Annotated in this window: 18 protein-coding genes; 15 read left to right on the forward strand and 3 right to left on the reverse strand. The window is 41.8% G+C overall.

The window, feature by feature from the left end:
• Window positions 1–509 precede the first annotated feature (509 nt).
• From MSWHS_RS04910 to MSWHS_RS04965, 12 genes are all read left to right on the forward strand, one after another.
• A complete protein-coding gene (locus tag MSWHS_RS04910; RefSeq protein WP_048158810.1) occupies window positions 510–1,061 on the forward strand; it encodes a TasA family protein in 552 nt (183 codons plus the stop codon).
• Between the two features lie 289 nt (window positions 1,062–1,350).
• Window positions 1,351–2,082, forward strand: a complete 732-nt coding sequence (locus MSWHS_RS04915; RefSeq protein ID WP_048158811.1) for a TasA family protein — start codon at window positions 1,351–1,353, stop codon at window positions 2,080–2,082.
• A 361-nt stretch (window positions 2,083–2,443) separates the two neighbouring features.
• Entirely contained in the window at window positions 2,444–2,935 is a 492-nt protein-coding gene (locus tag MSWHS_RS04920; protein WP_052722584.1) for a signal peptidase I, read from the forward strand.
• A gap of 777 nt (window positions 2,936–3,712) precedes the next feature.
• Window positions 3,713–7,744, forward strand: a complete 4,032-nt coding sequence (locus MSWHS_RS04925) for a PKD domain-containing protein (RefSeq protein ID WP_082088326.1) — start codon at window positions 3,713–3,715, stop codon at window positions 7,742–7,744.
• A 15-nt stretch (window positions 7,745–7,759) separates the two neighbouring features.
• Entirely contained in the window at window positions 7,760–8,884 is a 1,125-nt protein-coding gene (locus MSWHS_RS18370) for a signal peptidase I (RefSeq protein ID WP_052722589.1), read from the forward strand.
• 490 nt (window positions 8,885–9,374) lie between these two features.
• Complete coding sequence (locus tag MSWHS_RS04935) at window positions 9,375–10,304, forward strand: DUF5305 domain-containing protein (protein ID WP_156151189.1); 930 nt, start codon at window positions 9,375–9,377, stop codon at window positions 10,302–10,304.
• Window positions 10,305–11,062: 758 nt separating this feature from the next.
• The gene (gene uppS / locus MSWHS_RS04940) at window positions 11,063–11,959 is read left to right on the forward strand and encodes a polyprenyl diphosphate synthase (protein WP_197074060.1); all 897 of its coding nucleotides are present in this window, start codon (window positions 11,063–11,065) and stop codon (window positions 11,957–11,959) included.
• A 799-nt stretch (window positions 11,960–12,758) separates the two neighbouring features.
• Window positions 12,759–13,274, forward strand: coding sequence for a rhodanese-like domain-containing protein (locus MSWHS_RS18375; RefSeq protein ID WP_052722591.1), 516 nt, complete (start codon window positions 12,759–12,761; stop codon window positions 13,272–13,274).
• Between the two features lie 21 nt (window positions 13,275–13,295).
• Window positions 13,296–15,389 (forward strand): thioredoxin domain-containing protein, encoded by a 2,094-nt coding sequence (locus tag MSWHS_RS04950; RefSeq protein WP_048126518.1) that lies wholly within the window; start codon window positions 13,296–13,298, stop codon window positions 15,387–15,389.
• A gap of 166 nt (window positions 15,390–15,555) precedes the next feature.
• A complete protein-coding gene (locus tag MSWHS_RS04955) occupies window positions 15,556–15,789 on the forward strand; it encodes a cytochrome b5 domain-containing protein (protein ID WP_048126521.1) in 234 nt (77 codons plus the stop codon).
• 85 nt (window positions 15,790–15,874) lie between these two features.
• On the forward strand, window positions 15,875–16,396 hold the full coding sequence (locus MSWHS_RS04960; RefSeq protein WP_052722593.1) for a pyridoxamine 5'-phosphate oxidase family protein: 522 nt from the start codon (window positions 15,875–15,877) through the stop codon (window positions 16,394–16,396).
• Between the two features lie 596 nt (window positions 16,397–16,992).
• Complete coding sequence (locus tag MSWHS_RS04965; RefSeq protein ID WP_048126523.1) at window positions 16,993–17,553, forward strand: adenylate kinase family protein; 561 nt, start codon at window positions 16,993–16,995, stop codon at window positions 17,551–17,553.
• A gap of 23 nt (window positions 17,554–17,576) precedes the next feature.
• On the opposite strand, the gene MSWHS_RS04970 is transcribed toward MSWHS_RS04965, so the two are convergent.
• The 3 genes from MSWHS_RS04970 to mer all read right to left on the reverse strand — a co-directional run bounded on the left by MSWHS_RS04970 (window position 17,577) and on the right by mer (window position 20,289).
• On the reverse strand, window positions 17,577–18,098 hold the full coding sequence (locus MSWHS_RS04970) for a nicotinamide-nucleotide adenylyltransferase (RefSeq protein ID WP_048126525.1): 522 nt from the start codon (window positions 18,096–18,098) through the stop codon (window positions 17,577–17,579).
• A gap of 65 nt (window positions 18,099–18,163) precedes the next feature.
• Complete coding sequence (gene fpoF / locus MSWHS_RS04975; protein ID WP_048126527.1) at window positions 18,164–19,204, reverse strand: F420H2 dehydrogenase subunit FpoF; 1,041 nt, start codon at window positions 19,202–19,204, stop codon at window positions 18,164–18,166.
• Window positions 19,205–19,302: 98 nt separating this feature from the next.
• Entirely contained in the window at window positions 19,303–20,289 is a 987-nt protein-coding gene (gene mer, locus MSWHS_RS04980; protein WP_048126529.1) for a 5,10-methylenetetrahydromethanopterin reductase, read from the reverse strand.
• 950 nt (window positions 20,290–21,239) lie between these two features.
• Between mer and MSWHS_RS04985 the strand changes: the two genes are divergently transcribed.
• The 3 genes from MSWHS_RS04985 to MSWHS_RS04995 all read left to right on the forward strand — a co-directional run bounded on the left by MSWHS_RS04985 (window position 21,240) and on the right by MSWHS_RS04995 (window position 21,985).
• Window positions 21,240–21,365: a desulfoferrodoxin FeS4 iron-binding domain-containing protein gene (locus tag MSWHS_RS04985; RefSeq protein WP_048126531.1), complete on the forward strand. Its 126-nt coding sequence runs from the start codon at window positions 21,240–21,242 to the stop codon at window positions 21,363–21,365.
• 153 nt (window positions 21,366–21,518) lie between these two features.
• Window positions 21,519–21,749, forward strand: a complete 231-nt coding sequence (locus MSWHS_RS04990) for a DUF2180 family protein (protein WP_048126533.1) — start codon at window positions 21,519–21,521, stop codon at window positions 21,747–21,749.
• Window positions 21,750–21,760: 11 nt separating this feature from the next.
• Window positions 21,761–21,985: a DUF2180 family protein gene (locus tag MSWHS_RS04995; RefSeq protein WP_048126535.1), complete on the forward strand. Its 225-nt coding sequence runs from the start codon at window positions 21,761–21,763 to the stop codon at window positions 21,983–21,985.
• Window positions 21,986–22,072: the final 87 nt, after the last annotated feature.

Raw genomic sequence — 22,072 nt, forward strand, 5'->3', positions numbered from 1 at the left:
TTGCCACCGTCGTATGATAACGGTAATCTTCCATTAAGCTGGCGTTAATCCCCCAAATTCCTGTTTTTCTCAAAATTTTCCCCGCCCTTCCCTGCGGCAGTCAGTCTGCATCTCCCCTCTTCCTTGCCCACGCCTTCTTCTGAAATAATATATAAAGGATTCTGATCTGCTTCTATAAATTCATAGTGTACATTCGAAAAAACTCAAAAATATCCCATTACTCCTTATCTCGCCTCATTAATTGTTTGTTACTACCTCTCAAACCCACAGCGTCTTATGATAACGTTAACCTTCAATTACCCACCCGAAATTTCAGTTAATTCACCAATAACTATCTTAAAATGATCCATAGGAAGGGGTAGCTCAGATTTGCTAGATTTAGGGAGTGAAACTGGAATTCCAGATATTGAACCCCCCAGGTTCTTATTCTCATTTCAGTGACCCATTAGCAAAACGAGTGGGAAATTACAGATCAAAATTGGAAAAGATATGGAAAGAGGTATAAAATCATGATTAACAAAAAAATACTATTAAGCGTGCTCACTATCGGTGTGCTCGCTGTTGTGGCAGGTGCCGGAACATGGGCATGGTTTACAGACTCTGGAACTAGCACTGATAACACATTTACAGCTGGAACACTGGAACTAAAGGTAGGAACTGGTACCACCATTGCACCATTTTCATTTACTAATATTGCTCCAGGTTTTAACGAAAATAGTGTGGTAAATGTCGAAAATACTGGTTCAATAGATGGAAATCTGTATGTAACAATAACTAATATAGAAACAACTGCAGGTTCCGATTCAAAAGCTGACTTGCAAAATAAAATGGATATCACAATTACAAAACTTGATGGGACGACGGCAGTAACTGGTACTGTTGATACTCTTGCAAACACTAAAATCGATGTTGGAACCCTCTATGGAGTAGGTTCGACTGAATCATCTTCTGGCACCCTCGACTTCGCATTTAACGTTGATGGAGATAATGTAGGGAATGAAATTCAGGGCGATGGAGTTACCTTTGACGTCATTTATGACCTCGAACAGGTCCACTCATAAGATACACACATAAATTGAAATTTTGTGCCCCTTGAAAAAGTATGAGACCACTAATCGGAGCGTATATGTACATAGCTCTGATATTGGTCATTTTTAGAACCAAGATTACCAAAAAAGGAGCATTGCTTTTTTTGGAGCACAATCCCATGTGTTTTATTAGTACTCCAAATGTTTTCAGGGAAAAAATGCAATGCTTTAATAGTTTTTTTGATGAGTTATACTCTGACATGATCTCATGCTACTTTGAGGTATAACTATCATACATCAAAAAGATCAAGAGGTTAATGAAATGTTTAACAAAAAAGTGTTTATGAGTATATTTGTGCTTGGCATGGCCGTGACTCTTGCAGGTGCTGGAACGTGGGCCTGGATGACAGATGCCGGAACCAGTTCTGACAATACATTTACATCTGGGACACTGGACATGCAACTAGCCAACAATGGTGACGATTACAGCGATGGTGTTACAGCTACCTGGGTATCTCCAGCAAACTTCAAACCGGGAGACAGATTTAGTGCTGAGCTCCGTTTCACAAATGTCGGAACAGTAAATGCAAATCATTTATATTTTTATCCTGAACTTCTACCCTCAACTGGAAGTGTAGATCTAGCGGACAAAATTATAATAACATCTGTTCAAGGAAATTTTATCCGAGGGAGTTTTCCCAGACATTATAGTATTAATATAGCTCCAGTGGTTGCTTGGGTAACAGGAAATTACGATGGTATACTAACTCTTGAAGAGTTCTGCCAGAACAATTATGTTGCTTTTTCAATATTAAGTGACCCAATTCTAAGAGCCGACAACCAAGAGGATTTTGGCCTTCTAATAAAAGGTAAATTCTCTGGAACTGCCGGTAATGAATATCAGGGGACTTCCTGCACTTTTAACCTAGAAGCTTTAGCAAGCCAGAATTCCCCAACTGAAGACTATGTACTGATAAATGATGAAAGCACAGTTTCAGGGCCTGATATGTCTCAGGATGATGTTGATCTTCCAGATGATACTGAAACTGAATAATAAGCAAGATACTAGAGTTCCAGATTCTGGAACTCTATACACTTGGAATTAAACAATGTACTAATACCTTGAGGAATCATTTAATTCTTTTTGTTCATTTTCAGTCGAATACCCACTAGCTTGCTGCGGGGATGAAAAACTTCCCCAGTAACCGTTAATGATAATATGTAATTTATCAATTCCATTTTCCGGTTGTGAACTTCTACTCAAAATAAAGTGTTTAGGGTTATTGTTTTCTTTAACGGAATTTGGAGCGGTGGCGCGAACATACCCCGTTGCTTGCGGCGGGGTGCGCCAGCGCAACTTTGATTAAATCGTAACATTTATGATAAAGCTCTTAGTTTTTTCTAGGCATAATATTATGAAACTAGCAAATATTCTTGCTTTTATTTTTATCTTCGTTGTAGTTGTACCTATTATTGCTACTATGGTTCCTACAGGTCCTATCAAATTTATGACTGTAACCGGCAACAGTATGGAGCCTACTATAACAGAAAGCGATATTGTTGTAGTAAATACTCTGGCAACCCGACCGGATGTAGGAGATATCGTGTCCTTTCGGCATGCTTTTGAGGTAAACGGGGAAAATCAGACATTAATAGTCACGCACAGGGTGGTGAAAGTTGTAGATGAAGGGTATGTAACGCAGGGGGACGCTTATTCCAAGCCTGACGGTTTTATCGTTGCTTCCGAGAATGTGGTAGGAGTTCTGTTTTTTAGGATTCCATACATCGGAGCTCTCGTTCATTTTGCGGGAACTATGATAGGACTTTTAGCACTTGTGATCTTACCTGCGCTCCTACTGATTCATCAGGAAGTACGTGAGATTATCAGGCTCATGAAAGAAAAATAATAAGAACTCGCCCCATCTGGAGATTGCATTTCAGCTTTAAACTCACAGGCTTTTCTGCACCAGTTTTCCGGGTTTGCCTGTGGCAGGAAGCCGGAGGATATATACTCCTTGAAAAAATATGGTCAACTTCTATAGATAATTTGGATCTCTTTGTCTGTATATTAATATTATATAAGTAAATAGTTTAAATCGGGATCTTATAGAGATTTTACTGGAAATAAATTATGTATTTTCCTTTTAATTCCGCATACTCCGTAAAATTTTTATTTTGATGGATATATTAATTCCAATGGATTTATATACGTGGTACTTCTACCAATTTATGATCTGATATATAATATAATTAATCAAGTGCGAAGACATAAACAAATCCCCTATATATGAAAAACGTAATGAGATCTTCATGATTATGTTTTCAGTAATTTCCCCTACATCTATCTGCATATATCTTACATTCCGGACCGGGCACTTTTGAGCTAATTTGCGGTACAAATAGCCCGTTTTTTTGGGATATATATCTCAAAATAACCATATCGTCAGGTTTATTTCTTCATCCCGGACGGAATTCAAAATCAGGAGGCGGGATGGACAGGTAAAATGGGCATATCTAACTGGAAATCAGAATTTAGATCCGGGATATCAGGACTTACGGAGGTCTCAGAGCCTGGGCATCAGAGGCACAGATTCAGGCATATTAGACATTATGGATAAATATATGAATTAAATAACCGGGGTTTTTCGGGGTTTAAGATAGCAACCATTGGTGGTGGATCAAAAATGAGGGCGTTCAATAAAATATTACTTCTGGGATTGGTGTCGTTCTCTCTTATCTTCATGTGCAGTAATTTCCCCTTATTTACAGGTACTTCTGCTTCTTTCAGCGATACTAAACACACGAGTTCTGAGATCATCGCAGGCGTCTGGAACGCCGAAGCTAGTCTGGTAGGGCTCTCTGAATTCAGCCTTCCAGAAAACGGAGAAGGATTCCGAATTCCCACTTCAGGTGCAATGGGAGATCAGACTTCAATAACCACTTTCACAAATTTCGTAGATATAAATTTTTCAAATAATGTAAGTTCAGCAAACAATCTAACGGATAATTACTCTGCAATAGGAAACGAGACCTTTAACCTTACCAATATCACTTATCTGACAAACATCACTAACCTGACAAACATCACTAACCTGACAAACATCACTAACCTGACAAACATCACTAACCTTACAAGTAGCACTAACCTTACAAGTAGCACTAACCTGACAAACATCACTAACCTTACAAGTAGCACTAACCTGACCGATACCACTAACCTTACAGGTTCTACCAAACTGACCAATAACTCTGAAGTGAACAGAATTGTTTCCCTGGAAGAAGCCAGTAACAGCACAGGCGGCCTGAATCTGGGAACCATATCAAGTTCAAGAGGCAGGTCTGGAAGTTCAAACAAAGATAAGGAAGTAGAGAAAGTCCTCCCTGAAGCAGGCTTCACCAGCAATGTAACGTCCGGGAGTTTACCCCTGACTGTTCAGTTTACCGACCTTTCGGCAAATGCAACAGAATGGAAATGGGACTTTGGAGATGAGGCCAGTTCTACCGAGCAAAATCCAGTGAACACTTATTTTACAGCAGGGACTTATACCGTTACTCTGGAAGCATCCAACGCAAATGGCACGGATTCGGAATCAGCCACAATAAAGGTTATCGAGCAGTATGGAGTGGCAGCTCCTCCTGCTGCAAACTTCACCAGCAATGTAACGTCCGGGAATGTCCCCCTGACGGTCCAGTTTACCGACCTCTCGGAAAACGTAACAGGATGGAATTGGGATTTCGGAGACGGAACTACTTTTACTGAACAGAATCCTGTACATACTTACTCTGTAGCAGGAAATTACAATGCAACTCTTACAGTAAGCAATGCAAATGGTACGGACTCAACGTTTACAAACATAACTGTTTTTGAAGTGCCAGTACTTCCTGCGGCTGTTTTCAATAGCAATGTGAGCAGTGGTTATGCTCCTCTGTCAGTGCAATTTAACGATAGTTCCGAAAACGCAATTGAATGGAACTGGGACTTTGACAATAACGGTATAATAGATTCTACAGAAAGAAACCCGATCAACATATACGCATCTCCGGGAAACTATACAGTTAATCTTACAGTAAACAACGGAAACGGTACAAATTCCACGTTATCTACAATAACTGCCCTTGAGCCATCATTTCCTGCTGCAAACTTCACCAGCAATGTAACGTCCGGGAATGTCCCCCTGACGGTCCAGTTTACCGACCTCTCGGAAAACGTAACAGGATGGAATTGGGATTTCGGAGACGAAACTACTTTTACTGAACAGAATCCTGTGCATACTTACTCTGTAGCAGGAAATTACAATGCAACTCTTACAGTAAGCAATGCAAATGGTACGGACTCAACGTTTACAAACATAACTGTTTTTGAAGTGCCAGTACTTCCTGCGGCTGCTTTCAATAGCAATGTGAGCAGTGGTTATGCTCCTCTGTCAGTGCAATTTAACGATAGTTCCGAAAATGCAATTGAATGGAACTGGGACTTTGACAATAACGGTATAATAGATTCTACAGAAAGAAACCCGATCAACATATACGCATCTCCGGGAAACTATACAGTTAATCTTACAGTAAACAACGGAAATGGTACAAATTCCACGTTATCTACAATAACTGCCCTTGAGCCATCATTTCCTGCTGCAAACTTCACCAGCAATGTAACGTCCGGGAATGTCCCCCTGACGGTCCAGTTTACCGACCTCTCGGAAAATGCAACAGGATGGAATTGGGATTTCGGAGACGGTTCCAACTCTTCCGAACAAAATACAACGCATACTTATACCACAGCAGGGACTTATACCATTACTCTGGAAGTATCCAATGCAAACAGTATGGATTCAGAATCTGCCACAATCACGGTCCTGGAACAGCCTGAGGTGGTGCTCCCTCCGGTTGCCGGTTTCACCAGCAGTATCACAAGGGGATCTGTTCCCTTTTTTGTGCAATTTACAGACCTTTCGGAAAATCCCGAAGAATGGAACTGGGACTTTGGAGACGGAACCACTTCCTCCGAGCAAAACCCTGCCCACACTTACTCCACAGCAGGAGATTACACAGTCATGCTCACGGTAAACAATACGGCTGGAAATGATTCGGAGAAAAAAACTGATTATATAAAAGTGGGAATAGCTTCCTCCATCAAACTGACAGGTATAACACTGGACGGGGAAAACTCTACCGGAGCTACAACAAACTCAGGAGCCTTGACAACAAATCCTGAAGACACCCTGGGACAGATAGCCGTAAGCGATGAAAATGGAATTTTCTTTAACCAGCCGTCTTCTAAAGGGCCTCTTGGAGAAATATCCATACCCCTGCAGCTTGGAATCAATAATTTCTCTCTTGTAGCCGATGGAATTTATCCCGAAAATGAAAACTATGGCGCAGTGTTATTTTTTGACGGGGTCCTGACTCCCCCCCGGATTGCAGTTTACAATTCCAATGGTGGCACCGGGACTTTTTCAGTGCAGCCCGCAGGTACGAATATCACCGGTAGTGCTGAAAACGAGTCCACTCTGGATATAGCTCCCGGTTCATCTTTCTATGTTACTTCAGACAGGACAAAAGTAGAAGTGCTGAGTTTCACAGTCGATTCAAAGAACGGGTTTACGGATGAAGTCACAGGCGAAAATCTCGGTGCAAATGAAATCCCTGATACCGTCGCAAAATTGAGCCTTAAAGTAACTCCTTCCGTCACAGTTCCTCTAGCTTCATTTTCCGCATCCCCTGTTTCCGGAACAGCTCCGCTGAATGTAGCGTTTACCGACAGCAGCTCAGGTTCACCGGCTTCATGGAACTGGGATTTTGGAGATGGAACCGCTTCTTCCGAGCAGAACCCGGTGCACACTTACTCCGCAACAGGAAATTACATCGCAACGCTTACAGTAAGCAATGCAAATGGTACGAATTCGACATTTACGGAAATAACTGTCCTGGAACAGGTGCTTCCCGCCGCAAACTTCAACAGTAATACCACCTCCGGGAATGCTCCCCTAACTATCCAGTTTACCGACCTCTCGGAGAATGCCGAAGAATGGTTCTGGGCCTTTGGAGACGGAGCCAGTTCTTCCGAGCAAAACCCCGTACACACATATTCTGCAGCAGGAAACTACACCGTTTCCCTGGCTGTAGCTAATAAAAACGGCACGAATTCGAAATCTGGCACAATAACGGCATTAGAATCGCCTGTACTCCCTGTAGCGAACTTCAGCAGCAATGCCACGTTTGGGAATGCTCCTCTGACAGTTCAGTTTACCGACCTCTCGGAAAACGCAGCAGAATGGTTCTGGGCCTTTGGAGACGGCTCCAGTTCTTTCGAGCAGAACCCGATGCATACTTACTCTGTAGCAGGAAATTACAATGCAACTCTTACAGTAAGCAATGCAAACGGCACGGATTCAACATTTTCTGCAATAACTGTCCTTGAACCAGTACTTCCTGTAGCTGCTTTCAATAGCAATGTGACCAGTGGTTATGCTCCTCTGTCAGTGCAGTTTACTGATAGTTCCGAAAATACAAATGAATGGAGCTGGGATTTTGGAGACGGAGCCACTTCTTCCGAGCAGAACCCCGCACACACTTACTCTGCAGCAGGAAACTACACCGTTTCCCTGGCTGTAGCCAATGCGGATGGTCAGAGTACGAAAACAGGCCAGATTTCCGTCAATGAAAACCTCGTAGATAGCTCAGGGAATGAAAGTTCTATGGATGATTCCGGAAATTGAAATTCCAGCGCGGAAATGAAAAACATGAAGGAAAAAGAGATTCTTCAGGCAGCAATTGTTCTGATCATTGCGGTTATTCTGGTCAATGCCTTAATTCCGTTCTTTACGGGCTCAAAGATGCCCCTCATAGTATTGAGCGGTAGCATGACTCCAATGATGTTGCCCGGTGATGTGGTTATTGCAAGGTCAGTCGACCCGAATGAGCTTGTGGTAGGAGACGTCCTGGTTTTTCATCCTCCTGAAAGTAACGACCCGAATGCCCTTGTAACGCACCGGATAATCTCTTTAGAAGAAGGAAAAGAGCGCATGTTCCAGACTAAGGGAGACGCAAATAACGCGCAGGATGACTTTAAGGTGCCTGCATTTAACGTTGTGGGAAAACTGGATTTTGTCATCCCTTTTGCAGGATATTTGCTCGATGCAGTAAAGCATAATAAAAATATTTTTTTCTTCACCGTCATACTGCCCGCAGGTCTGATCATTCTGGATGAGATCAGGAACATGATTCTGTACAGCAATCCAGTAAAAGCTAGAAAAGTGGAAAAGGAAAGAAAAAAAATTGCTAGGAGAACTTCCTATTTAGTTAAAGGAAAAAAGCTGGCAGTATTAATTGTTATAGCTGGAATTATTTCTACAGGAATAGTTGCGTACAACCTCGGGGAGAATGGGCATCTGGTTCTCGGAAAGGAAAACACAATAAAAAATCCCGGGTCTCTTTCCCGCGTATATGTTATAACGCCTGATGATTATGAGAAAAGAACTGATATCTATTTTTGGTATGGAGTGCTTACCCCGTATAATGAAAGTAAGGCTTATGAAACTCAGTCTTCTGTTCCTGAAGGTGTAATTGCCCCATCTACCTGGACTCAGGTTAATGAAACTAAGGTTATTGCCCCTGAAAATACGCCTGCAACGATCAGTACGGTCCCTTACATTCTGCCGGTCTTCTGGATAATTTCACTTGCGGAAATAAACCATTATCTCCCTGCTATTGTAGAGGTTGGGTTCTATACATTCCTTCCTGCATTGCTGCTGTTTCCTCTGTGGTACAGGAAATCAGTGACTGGGAGAAAGAGAAAGAAGATTAAATTCCGTCGTTTGTTTGCACAATGGAAAAAAAAGGCGCTTCATATGGTCTGAACTTACAGAAGACGCCTTTGAATGATACATGATTTTAAAAATATTTGTTGCCTTTAGAGATCCAACTTTAAAATTAAAAATGATGTTGTCTAATAAATAATTGAAGTTTAGAATGCTTAGGAGTATATACTTCTGGTCTGATTTACTGGGTTAGATTCTGCTATTGAATACACTGTTAACTGTGTCTTTTTTAGCTTATCTGTATACGTTTTCAGCATGATAAATAAGAGGAAAAGTAATGAAAATATTTGAATGTCTGGAAAACTATCAATCATTATTGACAGAATACCGCTGTATAGCATATGAAATAAAAACAGATTAAAAGGGGGTTGAAAAACTGGAGCCTATTTTTCTGAAACTTAAAAATATCTTAATAGACAGGGCGAAAATACTTGCCTTTGTATTCTTATTAATAATGGTTTTTTCCGGATTCTGGATGTATAAATCGTATACTGAACCATTATATGAAGAAGAGAAGGTTCTTTCCTATATGCAGCGTGGAAGTTATACATATTCGGCTTCTGTGACTAAGCCAAACTCCCTCTACCCGGAAGGAACAAAACTTGAAATGGGAAAGCCTGCCTATTTCTTTACTATATCTCCAACAGAGGATATTTCATTCGTATACAGCCTCGAAGCTGCAGATTCTGCTGACCTGAGCGTGGAAGCTAATACAATGATTGTGGCAAGCTCCAGGAAAGGATCTGGAGAAGAGCAGAAAATATTCTGGAAGAAGAGTTATCAGGTAGGGGATTCAAAAAGCGTTCAACTGAAGAGCGGGAATGTCCTTACCTCTAATTTTACTATAGATGTGCCTGTAATCCGGTCAAAAGCTAAAGGAGTACAGGATCAGCTTGTCTATTCACCTGACTCGGTATCTTCCTCTGACTCGGGCCCTGACCCGATGATAGAAATTGTTACGACCGTCAATTATAAAGGAAAAATAAACGGAGAAGATGTAACAGGTACAAAAAATTATAAAATTCCTATCAACGTTAGCTCTAATTATTATGAGATGCCTGAAGAACTTGAATTCGTTGAAGAGACGTACAAAAACGTCAGAGTTCAAAAACCCGCATCATTATCAACTATCAAGTTTCCTCTGGCCTTATTCCTGTTAAGCACAGTTCTGGTTGGAGTGCTTATTCCTGTCAGAAAAATGAAAAAAATTGATCCGGAATACATCGAAAAACTGGAAAAAGAGAGTAAAAAATCACCTTTTAAAGAGTTTATCAGCAAAGGCAAGATTCCCGAAAATAGGAATTTTCTTCTGCAGGTTGAGATTTCTTCACTCGAAGACCTCGTAGATGCTGCTGCCGATATGAATGAAAGGGTAATCCATGATGCAAAATCTGGAGAATATTTCATAATTCACAATGGTGTATTGTATATTTTCTTTGATGCACCTTCAGAAGACTAATATTAAAATAGTTCAGGATCGATGCTGGGATTTTAGTTGGAGAGTTATTGTTATGAAACTATCCTGATCTCAGTCTTCTTTATTTCTTTGTTATCAAATCTGGAATATTGCAGAAGACTTAGATTTCCCTCTTATTTTTCTTTGCTGGAATTTATCCTCAACCATTTCCCGTTATTTCCCGCAGAAACTCTTTCCCCTCCACCCCTCCTTCGAACTAATCTCCTTAGGACTTACGCACTTGAAATGAAAAATCATGCACATGCGGACTTGTCAACATTATTTGAGTTTATATAGTTTAGTCTTTCTCGCTCGTGGTATTAAATTCAACTGCGTAAGTCCTACTCCTGTCTGATTATAGCTGGTTCACATGGATGTCCTCTAACTGCATATGATCAGGAAATCCAGGAAAAATTCCTAAATAAAATGATTTTGTATTTTTCTTTGAGAGTAAATCAGTAAAGTATTTCATTAAATAAAATTAATTTAGAAAGAGATCTATTCCCGTGAGAGATGAATTTTCTCTATTATGAGTATGTTCATAGGGGTTATAGAAACTCTCAATAGTACACTTTCCAGCAAAAGAGATATTAATTATCCTGAACTAGAGTGAATACTGAACTAGAGTGAATACAGAACTTTGTGTAGTAAAGGATCTACATAGACAAGTTTGGAGCCGACATATCGCAGGGGGAAAACAGATAATTAACCTGAAAATGGTACCGTGGAATACAGGAGCCTTCCGGGCAGGGCTTCGCTTCATGAAAAACCGGACTTTCAGCATGTTCTACCAGAAGTATGAGCAGATGCTTGAAAAGGAGATTTTGAGTTATGACATCCCTGATCACATAGCCGTAATTATGGATGGAAACCGTAGATATGCGGGACAGCTGGGAAAAGCTCGGAGTTTCGGGCATGCCATGGGGGCAGAAGTCACTGAAAAGGTTATTGAGTGGTGCTATGATATCGGAGTAAAACAACTTACACTCTATGCCTTTTCCACGGAAAATTTCCATCGTTCGGAAGAAGAGGTTGATGGACTCTTCAACCTGATCAATGAGAAGTTTCTGAAACTTTATAATGATAAAAGGACCTACGAAAAAGAGATGCAGGTCAGGGCAATAGGGGACAGGACAAAGCTGCCGGCTTTTCTAAATGAGTCCATTGAAAAGATTGAGAAAGCCACCGAACACCATAGAATGTTTAACCTGAATGTGGCTATTGCTTACGGGGGTAGACAAGAAATAATGCAGGCAGTCCGCGATATTGCAGCGTGCGTTTCAAGTGGAAAACTTTCTCTTGAAGAAGTGAATGAAAACATGATCTCAAAACACCTCTACCCTGCTCCGGGAGTGTCCGTCCCGAATGTGGACCTGATCGTCCGTACAGGAGGAGATGAAAGAGTTTCCAACTTCCTGCCATGGCAGGCTAACGGTAGCGAGTGTGCAACTTACTTCTGTGCTCCTTTCTGGCCGGAATTCCGAAAAATCGACCTTCTTCGCTCGATCAGAGTGTATCAGGCCCGAAATGACGAAAAAAAGCTGGAACACTCATACCGTGCCTTAAAAGTTAGAAATTTCCTTAAAGTAGGAAAATATGGGGAAAAAAGCGAAGAACTAGGACAGTTTTTGCCTATAAAAAAGCAGAGAATTTCCTGAAATATTTAATGCCTGTGAAAAACAGGATACCTGAATAGGTGTCAATTACCCCTTCCTGCTACTTTGATCGAGGAAGGGGGTATCCTGCTTAAATGAGATTAACAATTACTCCCCTCTTAACCTGTAAGTTCCCTGATCGCAATAATTTTTTTACTGTATAGATTCCATATCCTTTTTTGTTCTAAGTTTCTCCCTGACCTGACAGCCTGCCGAAAAAAAACAATCTCTAAAACAATCTCTAAAACAATCTCTAAAACAATCTCTAAAACAATCTCTAAAACAACCCCTAAAAGTACCGATATATTGATATTCCGGTGACGACTATTTAAATAGGGAATATTTTGGTTATACCTAATTTTTCAGTTCTCCGGACTATCAAATAACCTTGAGAACTTATCACAGATTCGAAAAAATAAAAAACACATTAACAGGATAAAGCTATCCGGTAAGGTTATCTGGAAAAGGACAAAATACTGGGTAGCTACTTATTTAGATATGAGGAGTTATAAAATGGGCACTTGTAAGGAGTTAAATCCTTACTCCTGAGGGGCATGTATTTTAAAGATCAAGGGGCTGGATGATGCTACATCTGCCTATCTGGCACATGGTTCTTTCCAGGATTATTTAATATTGCTGGAAAGGAGAAAGCTGAAACTCATGAAACTGCAGGCACATACAGTTACTCAGGAGATATTTCAGTAGCCTCTACCCTAACATCCTCAAAGGCTGCAAGTATTGCAGTCAAATAGTCAACTATCCGCTAAATCTAAAGATTTAACGGGTTTCAGGCTGAGAGTATATGAATTTTCAATTCGGACATTGCAGAAAAGGCAGGAATTTTAAAATCGCTGAGGAACTGGAAGTCGGGCCTGCAGACTGGGTAAAAAAACTTTTTAAGTTTAAAGACTCCGGTGCCCGTAGTTTTCAAGCTCCCAGAGAAACCATCGAAACCGGCGGCTCAGATGAAGGAAAAGCTGCATCTCAAAAGGGGGTGGGCCTGAAAAAGGAAACTATCTCAGCCTCTGAACTGCAAAAGAAGCTGGAGTCTGGAACTCCTATTCTTATCCTTGATGTCAGAGAGAAAAATGAACTTTCCGGAAAACTGGGACACCTGGAAAACTCGATAAATATCCCTGTTGGAAGCCTGGAAAGTAGGATTTCGGAGCTTAATGATTCCAGAAACAGGGAAATAATAGTTGTATGCCGTTCCGGTATGCGGGCGGAAAGAACTACTGAAATTCTCGCCAGAAATGGTTTTGGGAATGTAAAGGTCCTGAAAGGTGGTATGATTGCCTGGCAGGATCTGAAAAAATGAGGAAAAACAGGAGGGATTGTACTGGGAATAGAACAAAGAAAAGCTAACCGCCTGATTAATGAAAAGAGCCCTTATCTTCTACAGCACGCCTATAATTCTGTGGACTGGTATCCATGGGGAGAAGAGGCTTTTGAAAAAGCCAGAAAAGAAAATAAGCCTGTTTTTCTCTCAATCGGGTATTCCACCTGCCACTGGTGCCATGTGATGGCGCATGAGTCTTTTGAAGACGAAGAGATTGCAAGACTCATGAACGAAACATTTGTTTCTATAAAAGTAGACAGGGAAGAACGGCCGGATATTGACAACATCTACATGACTGTCTGCCAGATTATTCTTGGAAGAGGAGGCTGGCCCCTCAGTATCATTATGACTCCGGGCAAGAAACCTTTTTTTGCAGGGACCTACATTCCGAAAAAGTCACGCTTCAACCAGACAGGAATGCTGGAACTGGTACCCAGGATAAAAGAAATCTGGAATCAGCAACATGAAGATGTACTTGATTCAGCTGAAAAGATTACATCTACCATCCAGAACATGATTGTAGAGTCTGCAGGGGAAGGACTGGGGAAAGAGATAATCGAAGAAGCTTATGAAGAACTGCTGGAGTCATTTGATACCGAGTATGGAGGCTTTGGAGGGGCTCCAAAGTTTCCGACCCCACACAAAATTTCCTTTTTACTCCGCTACTGGAAACGTAGCGGAAACCCTGAAGCCCTCCATATTGCAGAACATACCCTGGACAATATGCGCAGTGGAGGAATCTATGACCATCTGGGCTCGGGTTTTCATCGCTATTCCACGGATAACATGTGGCTTCTGCCTCACTTTGAAAAAATGTTATACGACCAGGCTCTTACCGCAATTGCATACACTGAAGCCTATCAGGTTACCGGAAAAGACCTGTATAAAGAAACAGCAGAGGGAATCCTTGATTACGTTTTGAGGGATCTGACATCTCCGGAAGGCGGTTTTTACTGCGGAGAGGATGCCGATGTTGAAGGAGAAGAAGGAAAGTACTACCTGTGGACCATAGAAGAGGTCAGGAGTATCCTTGGTCCCGATGATTCCGAGCTAATTACTAAAATGTTCAATTTGAAAAGAGGAGGCAACTTTGAAGAAGAAATCAGGGGCAGAAAAACTGAAACAAACCTCTTCTATATGGTTCTCTCTCCTGATTCCCTTGCAACCGAACTTGAGATCCCTGTAGAAGAAGTTGAAAACCGGGTGCAATGCGCCCGAGAGAAACTCCTTGCAGCCAGGTACGAGCGCAAAAGGCCTTCAATGGATGACAAGATTCTGACCGACTGGAACGGGCTTATGATTGCAGCCTTTGCAAAAGGTTTCCAGGTTTTCAGGAAACAAAAATATCTAAAAGCCGCGGAAAAAGCCGCAGATTTTATAATGGAAACCCTTTACAGCCCCGGCAACAGGCTGCTTCACCGTTACAGGGATGGAGCTGCAGGAATTTCCGGAACTTCCGATGACTACGCCTTTCTGATACATGGGCTCCTGGAACTTTATGAGGCAGATTTCCAGCTGCGGTATCTCAAAGCAGCCGTTTCCCTGAACAATGAATTGTTTGAACACTTCTGGGACCCTGTTTCCGGGGGGCTCTATTTCACAGCCAACGATAGTGAGGCTCTTATCTTCAGAAAAAAGGAGTTTACAGATGCAGCAATACCATCCGGAAACTCAGTTGAAATGTTGAACCTTCTGCGCCTCTCAAGGATAATTGCAGATCCTGAACTAGAGGGAACTGCTGACAGGCTCGAACGCGCATTTTCAGATATGATCAAAAAAGCGCCTTCAGGGTACACTCAGTTTCTGTCTTCTCTTGATTTCAGGCTGGGACCTTCATATGAAGTGATTATTTCTGGAAAGCGCGAATCTCCGGATACAGTACATATGCTTGAAGAGCTCTGGAGCCACTTCGTACCTAATAAGGTGCTGGTTTTCAGGCCCGAAGGAGAAAATCCCGAAATTGCAGGCCTTGCAGAATACACAACAGAACAGCTCCCTATTGAGGGAAAGGCAACTGCATACGTCTGCCAGAACTATGAATGCCAGCTTCCTACCACCGAAACCAGCGAGATGTTAAAGATGCTTAATGTTTGAGGTCCGCAATCAGCTGATACAGGCCTCAGGATGAGATTAAAACTCAGATTGGATCAGATAAAAACATATTGAATTAGATAAACACATATTGGATCAGATAAAATCCTATTGGATCGGATAAAAACTCAGATCAGTACTGAAAAGTCAAATAAAGGGGACATTGAAAATGAAAGAGTACACACTTGAAGAACTTTCAGAGTACAACGGAAAGAACGGCAAGGTTTACATCGCATATGCCGGACAGGTATACGACGTATCAGACAGTAATCTGTGGGAAGGCGGCACTCACCAGGGACTTCATGATTCAGGGCAAGAACTCTCGGAAGCAATGGACAACGAAGCGCCCCACGGCCCCGAGGTTTTTAAAGATTGCCCGATTGTCGGAACTTTGAAAAAATGAAAAGGCTATGTGCCGAATGGTTTTGACGAATGGTTTAAAGTTTTCAGGAAAAAGCAGGAAATCGCAATAAGAGGGAATTGTGGGTATGAAAGATGAAATTGCATCCGTTATTCCTCAGGAACTGGAAGAAAAGGCAGGGGATCCCTCTGTTGAGAAGATAGGGTTCGAAAAAAAAGAACTGCTTGAACAACTAAATGAATTTTTTGAATCTCAACCCCTTGCCGTCTTGGCAACTCAAAACGGAACAGCACCTTACGTGAGCCTTGTTGCTTTTGCCTCGGATGAAAAGCCTAAGTATATTCTTTTTTTGATTACGAAAGCAGCCAGGAAATTCTCAAATTTGTCAGCAAATCCTTCAGTTTCCCTGTTGATTGACAATAGAAAGAGCACAATCGGAGATTTTAGGGATGTAATGGCTGTAACAGTGCTCGGGAAGGCGGAGCCCATCGAGGACTTCGAACGCAGCATAATGGAAAGAATCTATCTGATGAAGCATCCATATCTAGTGGATTTTTTGCATTCGCCCACAACGGCTTTTCTGAAAATCCGGGTGGAAAAATACATTGTTGTGACCCATTTCCAGCACGTTGTTGAAGTTTCGGTTTAATATATTTATTCGGATTGAGATATTTATTCGGTTTAATATATTTATTCGGATTGAGATATTTATTCGGATTGAGATATTTATTCGGATTGAGATATTTATTCGGATTGAGATATTTATTCGGATTGAGATTTATAGGAAAAAATGTAAAACCCATGAAATCTTAATTTTATGGGATATAAACGTCAACTTCCTCATCATTATTTTTGTTCATATGTACCATCGTCTAACATTATATTAGATTAAGTTATGTGAATACCACGCAACCTTTTTCCAAGGGTTTACCATCAGGCTCTATAGGTCTTGAATAAATCCACTGTACCAAGTTCGTATTCATGTAAAGCTGAAACGGACGAATGGACAGAACTCAGTAGGGATGGTATAGCCCGAATTAATGCTCATGGAGATGCCGATGTTCTTCTATGAAGTGAAAAGCTGCTAAGTCTTTAGCTTAGGGGTAGTTCACCGATTCTCAATCTCACAAACAGAAGCACGGTACAATACAGCATAGTACAACACAGCGCAGTACAACACAGCATGGCACAGCACCGCTCAACTGGCATTAAGTATAACTGCGATAAACCCTTATCTCCCTCTCCATGCTCATAGGACTCACAGGTACGCCGGGTACGGGAAAAACCTCGGTAAGCAAGTTTCTCGAAAAAAGAAGGCAGTGGAAAGTAATCTACCTTAACGACCTGATAAAAGAAGAACATCTCTACACTGAAGTTGATGAAAAAAGGGATTCAGTAGTCGCGGATATGGAGCTTATCCGAAGCCGCCTTCCTGAGCTTACTGATAAAATGGAAAGAGAATCCGCAAACAAAGTGGTAATTCTTGAAAGCCACCTTGCACACTATATTGCAGATATTATTATCGTACTGAGGGCATACCCGCCGGAACTGAAAAAAAGGCTTGAGAAACGCGGGTATTCCAAAGAAAAGGTAAACGAAAACGCAGAAGCCGAATCAATCGATTTGATTCTGGCGGAAGCTTTCGAATGGTGCGAAAAAGTTTTTGAGGTAAATACAACCGGCAGGGCTGTAGAAGAGACTGCGGGGGATGTGGAGAAAATCATAGACTATCTTCTGAGCGGAAAAGAAGATGAACTGCATGGATACAGCCCAGGCTCCCTTGACTGGATAGATTCGGTGCCCTGAAAGAAAGTAGTGCTAAATAAGCGTTATAGAGAAAAGTTGTTATCGCTTGCAGAAACATTCCTGAGACGGGTTACTCCGTCTATATCTTTGATTGTTTCTACAATAGGTTTTGGGACAAGGTGTTCCCATTTTTCCCCTGCAATCATCCGCCTTCTGATTTCAGTCCCAGAGTACCTTTCCCTGATATAGAGTGGAGACTCCTTAACACAGAACCCGGCTTCCCGGAAGAGCTGGAGGACGAGAGGATTGTTTGAGTACACCACGTCAAAACGAGGAGTTCTGGATGCAACGTGGTGGACCCAGATAGAGTTGTACCTGACATCTTCGATGGGGAGGACGTAATGGCGGATAGGGAGGTTCTCAAGTGCGTTGTAGAGCATCAGCACCCTTTCCCCTGCCGTGAACGGGTCGGTGGCTTCATGGCTTTTCTGAGCACTTCCGATGCCTATGACCAGTTCATCCACCTCTTCGGCAATCCGCGTAATTACAGTATGGTGCCCGAAATGATACGGCTGAAAACGTCCTATATAGAAAGCTCGTATCATCCTGGATTTCACCTCAAATTTGTACTGGTTATCTGTTTGGATATATCTGGATATATCTTCTGGTTTTAGATTGTTTCATTGCGGATTCCATTCTCAAAGCTGAACTTCTCGCAGACTTCAAGGAAATGTTCAGCATTGCCCTTACGCTTCATATCGATGAGTTTTTTTACAAGTTCGAGGCCTGGCTTGGGGTCTTCCATGGTCTCCATATCATCGCGGACCATATCGAAATACTTCTCTCCTACATCGGTTCTTATAAAGACCGAGTTCCATCCGTCAGGAGCCCCGACAGAACCTACTGAGATGTCGGCAAAGACCGAGGTATAATCACAGCAGTGGTGGCAGGGGTTTCGAGCAAACTTGGCCACGTCCTTGATGGGTACGGAGTGGACCTCACCATCATCGGTGTAGACCCAGAACTTGCCCTTGGTGAATTCCATCTTCCGGATGTCTTCGACCTTTACCTTAAGGATTTCAGGGATGATTTTCTCAAGCATGACATCATGATGGAAACTTTCCATACAGAGCAATCCGATAATGAGCACGATCTTTTCGTTTACATTCTCCCGGATCAGATGTGCAGCATGGGCCTGACAGGGCACTCCAATAACTGCAATCCGGTCGTACTTTTCGAAGGCTTCCCTGAGCGCTGCAAGAACGGGATCTGATGTGTACTTTGTCCCTCTTGTCCGTTCTACATCTTCTGCACTCGTCAGCAGGACCACTTCAGGTTCCCACTTCTCATTTCTGGCAATCCCAACTGCACAGTCGATTTTACCCTGCCTGAAAAGAGATTTGAGGATACCACTGGATACTCCTCCGTCCTGGCTGCCGGCATTGTCCTTTGACTTTGCACCAAAGAACTTACGCACGTTTGCAAGCTCGTTGTCGATGAAGCCGTCCACTACCGGACAGACCCGACTACAGGTTAAGCAACCTTCACAAACCTGGTATCCGGCTCCTTTCTCATACAGGCCCAGATCGTTCGGATCTCGAATTTCACCCGCCTTCTTTACGGTAACAGCCCCAATGGGACACACGGCCTCGCATGCCCCACAGGCTGCGCATACGTCAAAGTCAATGACTTCTGCAATCTTTGGTGGCAATCAGTTACCTCCAATGCCTTGATAAGCTTGCCTTATCGGCAAGATGTTTTTAAAAATATAATGAAATATAAAAATGGTTATGCAGGATGTAATAAAAATTACATCTTTGCAATGATCTCTTTGCCTATAAGCTTTATTGCTTTCTCTTTGTCAGGACCGATAGGGGATCCGGCGACAATCTGGGTTACTCCAATTGCTTCGAGGTCCTTAATCCTCTTCATGCAGTCTTCCGGAGTTCCGCAGATGGCAAAGGCTTCGATCATCTGAGGGGTAACAAGCCCGCCCATGAGGGACCCGAAGTCTCCCTTGGCAATGGCTGCACCGATCTGCTTCTTGGCTTCGACCGGAATTTCATGCCTTTCGAGGACAAGGTCAGGGGATCCTGCAACGATAAAGGCAACCACTACTTTTGCAGCATTAATTGCTTTTACCGGGTCTTTGTCAATGGAGAAACAGGCGTATGCTGTAACGTCGACTTCACTGGGGTCACGGCCGGCTTTTTCGGCACCCTTGCGGATCTGTTCCACAGCGACCTCAAAATCCTTCGGGTGAGAAGCGTTGATCAGGACACCATCTGCAATTTCACCGGAAAGTTCGAGCATCTTGGGGCCCTGGGCACCCATATAGATAGGGATTGGTCCAGCTTTGAAAGCAAGCTTTGCGCCTCCGAACTTGACCATTTCGCCGTCCATGGAGACTTTCTGACCTGCAAGGAATCCTCTAATTGCCTGAATTGCTTCTTTTGTGGTTGCGAGAGGCTTTTCCCATGCAATGCCCATAGCATCGAAAGTTGCTTTGTCTCCGGGTCCGAGACCAAGGACTGCTCTACCACCTGAAATCTCTGCAACGGAAGCAATGCTGGATGCTGTAATTGCAGGGTTCCTGGTATAAGAGTTTGTAACACCGGAGCCGATCTTGATGCTGTTGGTGTTCAGAGCGAGAACGGTAAGAGTGGAATATACGTCACGGTTGTTGTAGTGGTCAGTGATCCATACATAGTCGAATCCCTGTTGTTCTGAAAGCTTTGCGTAATATGCGATCTTTAAAGCAGGATCGGCCGGTACAAATTCGATTCCGAACTTCATATTTGGTAACTCCTTTTAACTAATGGGTTAATAGCTAGACGGGCCTGTTTTTCGCCCCACATAAAGATATCTATTTAATTATAATTAACGTCCAGTATAATAGAGGCCAATTTATAATTAACATCCAGTATAATAGAGGTCAATTATAATTTTTAACTACAATTCATATAACAGTATTTAAGAGTCTATATATAATTAACTGTATTAAAGAAAATGTATATAATTATTTTAATAAAAGAATTCCTCAAAATACCCTTGAAAGTGAAGACCTGTTCAAGACCTGACTAATTCAAAGGAAATAATCAAACCTTATAAACCTTTTCCATAATAGGACTTTTTCAAATCATATAGTACTTGCTTACTCAATAGATAAAATCAGGCATGTGCGGCTTTATCAATATTATTGTGATTTATACAGAGGAGTGATATCTGTTTTATTTTTCAGTTCAACTGCGTGGGTCCTGATCAGATATGGTCCTGATCAGATTTCAACCCATAATTAAGGAAAAATAATAAATAGCTAATTTTAAAGAAAGTTATTCTTCAAAAAACAGGAAAAAGTTTATATTATAAAAATGCAAGCTACCGAAATAGTTAGAGTTTTCCATGGTTAGAAAATGATAAATATAGGGGTTAAAGATAACGAAATAGGGAAAAGACAAAGCCTTAAAGCCCGGTAAAAAATGTGTGAGAAAAATAAGACAGAATCGGATTGAAGGGGAAAATTTATTACATTTTAAAAAATCCTTACAATTATATACAAAGAATCGATAATATAGATGGGTGTAGATAAAATCCGGAGTAAGTATCGGAGTAAATGCCGGAAATAATAGGGCAAGTGGAAAATCCGCTTAAAAGTTTTGGTCAACTACCCCTTAAGCTAAAAGACTCAGGATTTTCCTGCTGAGGGTTTAGGAATTTAATATAAAAGACAAGGAGGTGAATTAGCTATGGCTGTATCCAGAAAAGGAGAAAAGTACCGATGTGAAATCTGCGGTAATGAGGTCACCGTAACAGAAGTCGGGGGTGGAACGCTTGTTTGCTGTGGAGAAGATATGATCCTCATAGAGGAATAATTTAAGGGTTATTATAAAGGGTCATTAGAGAGTTAATTTAAGGGTCATTAGAGAGTCAGAAATTCTCTCATATGAGAATTATGAATTCTCAGACCTGAAATTGTTTGGATAAAATTCGAATAAAAACAGGATTTCCTGCTAGGAGGAAAACCGATGAAATGTTATGAGTGCGCCATAGAAGGCAAAGATACGGATGCTGTGGGAATTTGTATTGTATGTGGGAGAGGGGTTTGCAAAGATCATCTTATCCATGAGGAAACCCCGGTCTGGGAGGGGGACTACCCGATAGAGCTGAAGCCCGACCAAGAACATATAAAAAGAATTGTCTGCCTTCCCTGCCATGAAGCCCTGAAGGAGAACTGCCTGTTTAATGAGGTTTGCTGAGGTGGCCAAAAATGCTGAAATGTTACGATTGCCTTGAAGAGAATAAGGATACTGAAGCAGTAGGGGTTTGCATTGTCTGCGGAAAGGGTCTCTGCATGGAACATATAAAACAGGTAGAATTCCCAATGAAAGGAGGAGGATACCCGCTGCCTCACAAGACACTAAAGAAGGGCCTTCCACGGATGCTGTGTAAAGAATGCATTGACAACATTCTTGGAGATGGGTTCTGCGTCTAAAAAAACGGTTGTGCATATCAATATAAGTATTAAGATAAATATTTAATATAAATGTAAATCAATAAAAATTGGTAGTTCTAATAATGG

Source organism: Methanosarcina sp. WWM596 (assembly GCF_000969965.1).
GTDB lineage: Archaea > Halobacteriota > Methanosarcinia > Methanosarcinales > Methanosarcinaceae > Methanosarcina.

Excerpts from the sequence above, each read along its gene's own strand:
- MSWHS_RS04965 (WP_048126523.1), top strand. The coding sequence starts at position 16,993 with ATGCTCATAGGACTCACAGGTACGCCGGGTACGGGAAAAACCTCGGTA.
- MSWHS_RS04970 (WP_048126525.1), bottom strand. The coding sequence starts at position 18,098 with ATGATACGAGCTTTCTATATAGGACGTTTTCAGCCGTATCATTTCGGG.
- uppS (WP_197074060.1), top strand. The coding sequence starts at position 11,063 with ATGAAAAACCGGACTTTCAGCATGTTCTACCAGAAGTATGAGCAGATG.
- MSWHS_RS04915 (WP_048158811.1), top strand. The coding sequence starts at position 1,351 with ATGTTTAACAAAAAAGTGTTTATGAGTATATTTGTGCTTGGCATGGCC.
- MSWHS_RS04925 (WP_082088326.1), top strand. The coding sequence starts at position 3,713 with ATGAGGGCGTTCAATAAAATATTACTTCTGGGATTGGTGTCGTTCTCT.
- MSWHS_RS18370 (WP_052722589.1), top strand. The coding sequence starts at position 7,760 with ATGAAAAACATGAAGGAAAAAGAGATTCTTCAGGCAGCAATTGTTCTG.
- MSWHS_RS04955 (WP_048126521.1), top strand. The coding sequence starts at position 15,556 with ATGAAAGAGTACACACTTGAAGAACTTTCAGAGTACAACGGAAAGAAC.
- mer (WP_048126529.1), bottom strand. The coding sequence starts at position 20,289 with ATGAAGTTCGGAATCGAATTTGTACCGGCCGATCCTGCTTTAAAGATC.
- MSWHS_RS04910 (WP_048158810.1), top strand. The coding sequence starts at position 510 with ATGATTAACAAAAAAATACTATTAAGCGTGCTCACTATCGGTGTGCTC.
- MSWHS_RS04990 (WP_048126533.1), top strand. The coding sequence starts at position 21,519 with ATGAAATGTTATGAGTGCGCCATAGAAGGCAAAGATACGGATGCTGTG.
- MSWHS_RS04995 (WP_048126535.1), top strand. The coding sequence starts at position 21,761 with ATGCTGAAATGTTACGATTGCCTTGAAGAGAATAAGGATACTGAAGCA.
- MSWHS_RS04920 (WP_052722584.1), top strand. The coding sequence starts at position 2,444 with ATGAAACTAGCAAATATTCTTGCTTTTATTTTTATCTTCGTTGTAGTT.
- MSWHS_RS04935 (WP_156151189.1), top strand. The coding sequence starts at position 9,375 with ATGCAGCGTGGAAGTTATACATATTCGGCTTCTGTGACTAAGCCAAAC.
- MSWHS_RS04960 (WP_052722593.1), top strand. The coding sequence starts at position 15,875 with ATGAAAGATGAAATTGCATCCGTTATTCCTCAGGAACTGGAAGAAAAG.
- MSWHS_RS04985 (WP_048126531.1), top strand. The coding sequence starts at position 21,240 with ATGGCTGTATCCAGAAAAGGAGAAAAGTACCGATGTGAAATCTGCGGT.
- MSWHS_RS18375 (WP_052722591.1), top strand. The coding sequence starts at position 12,759 with ATGAATTTTCAATTCGGACATTGCAGAAAAGGCAGGAATTTTAAAATC.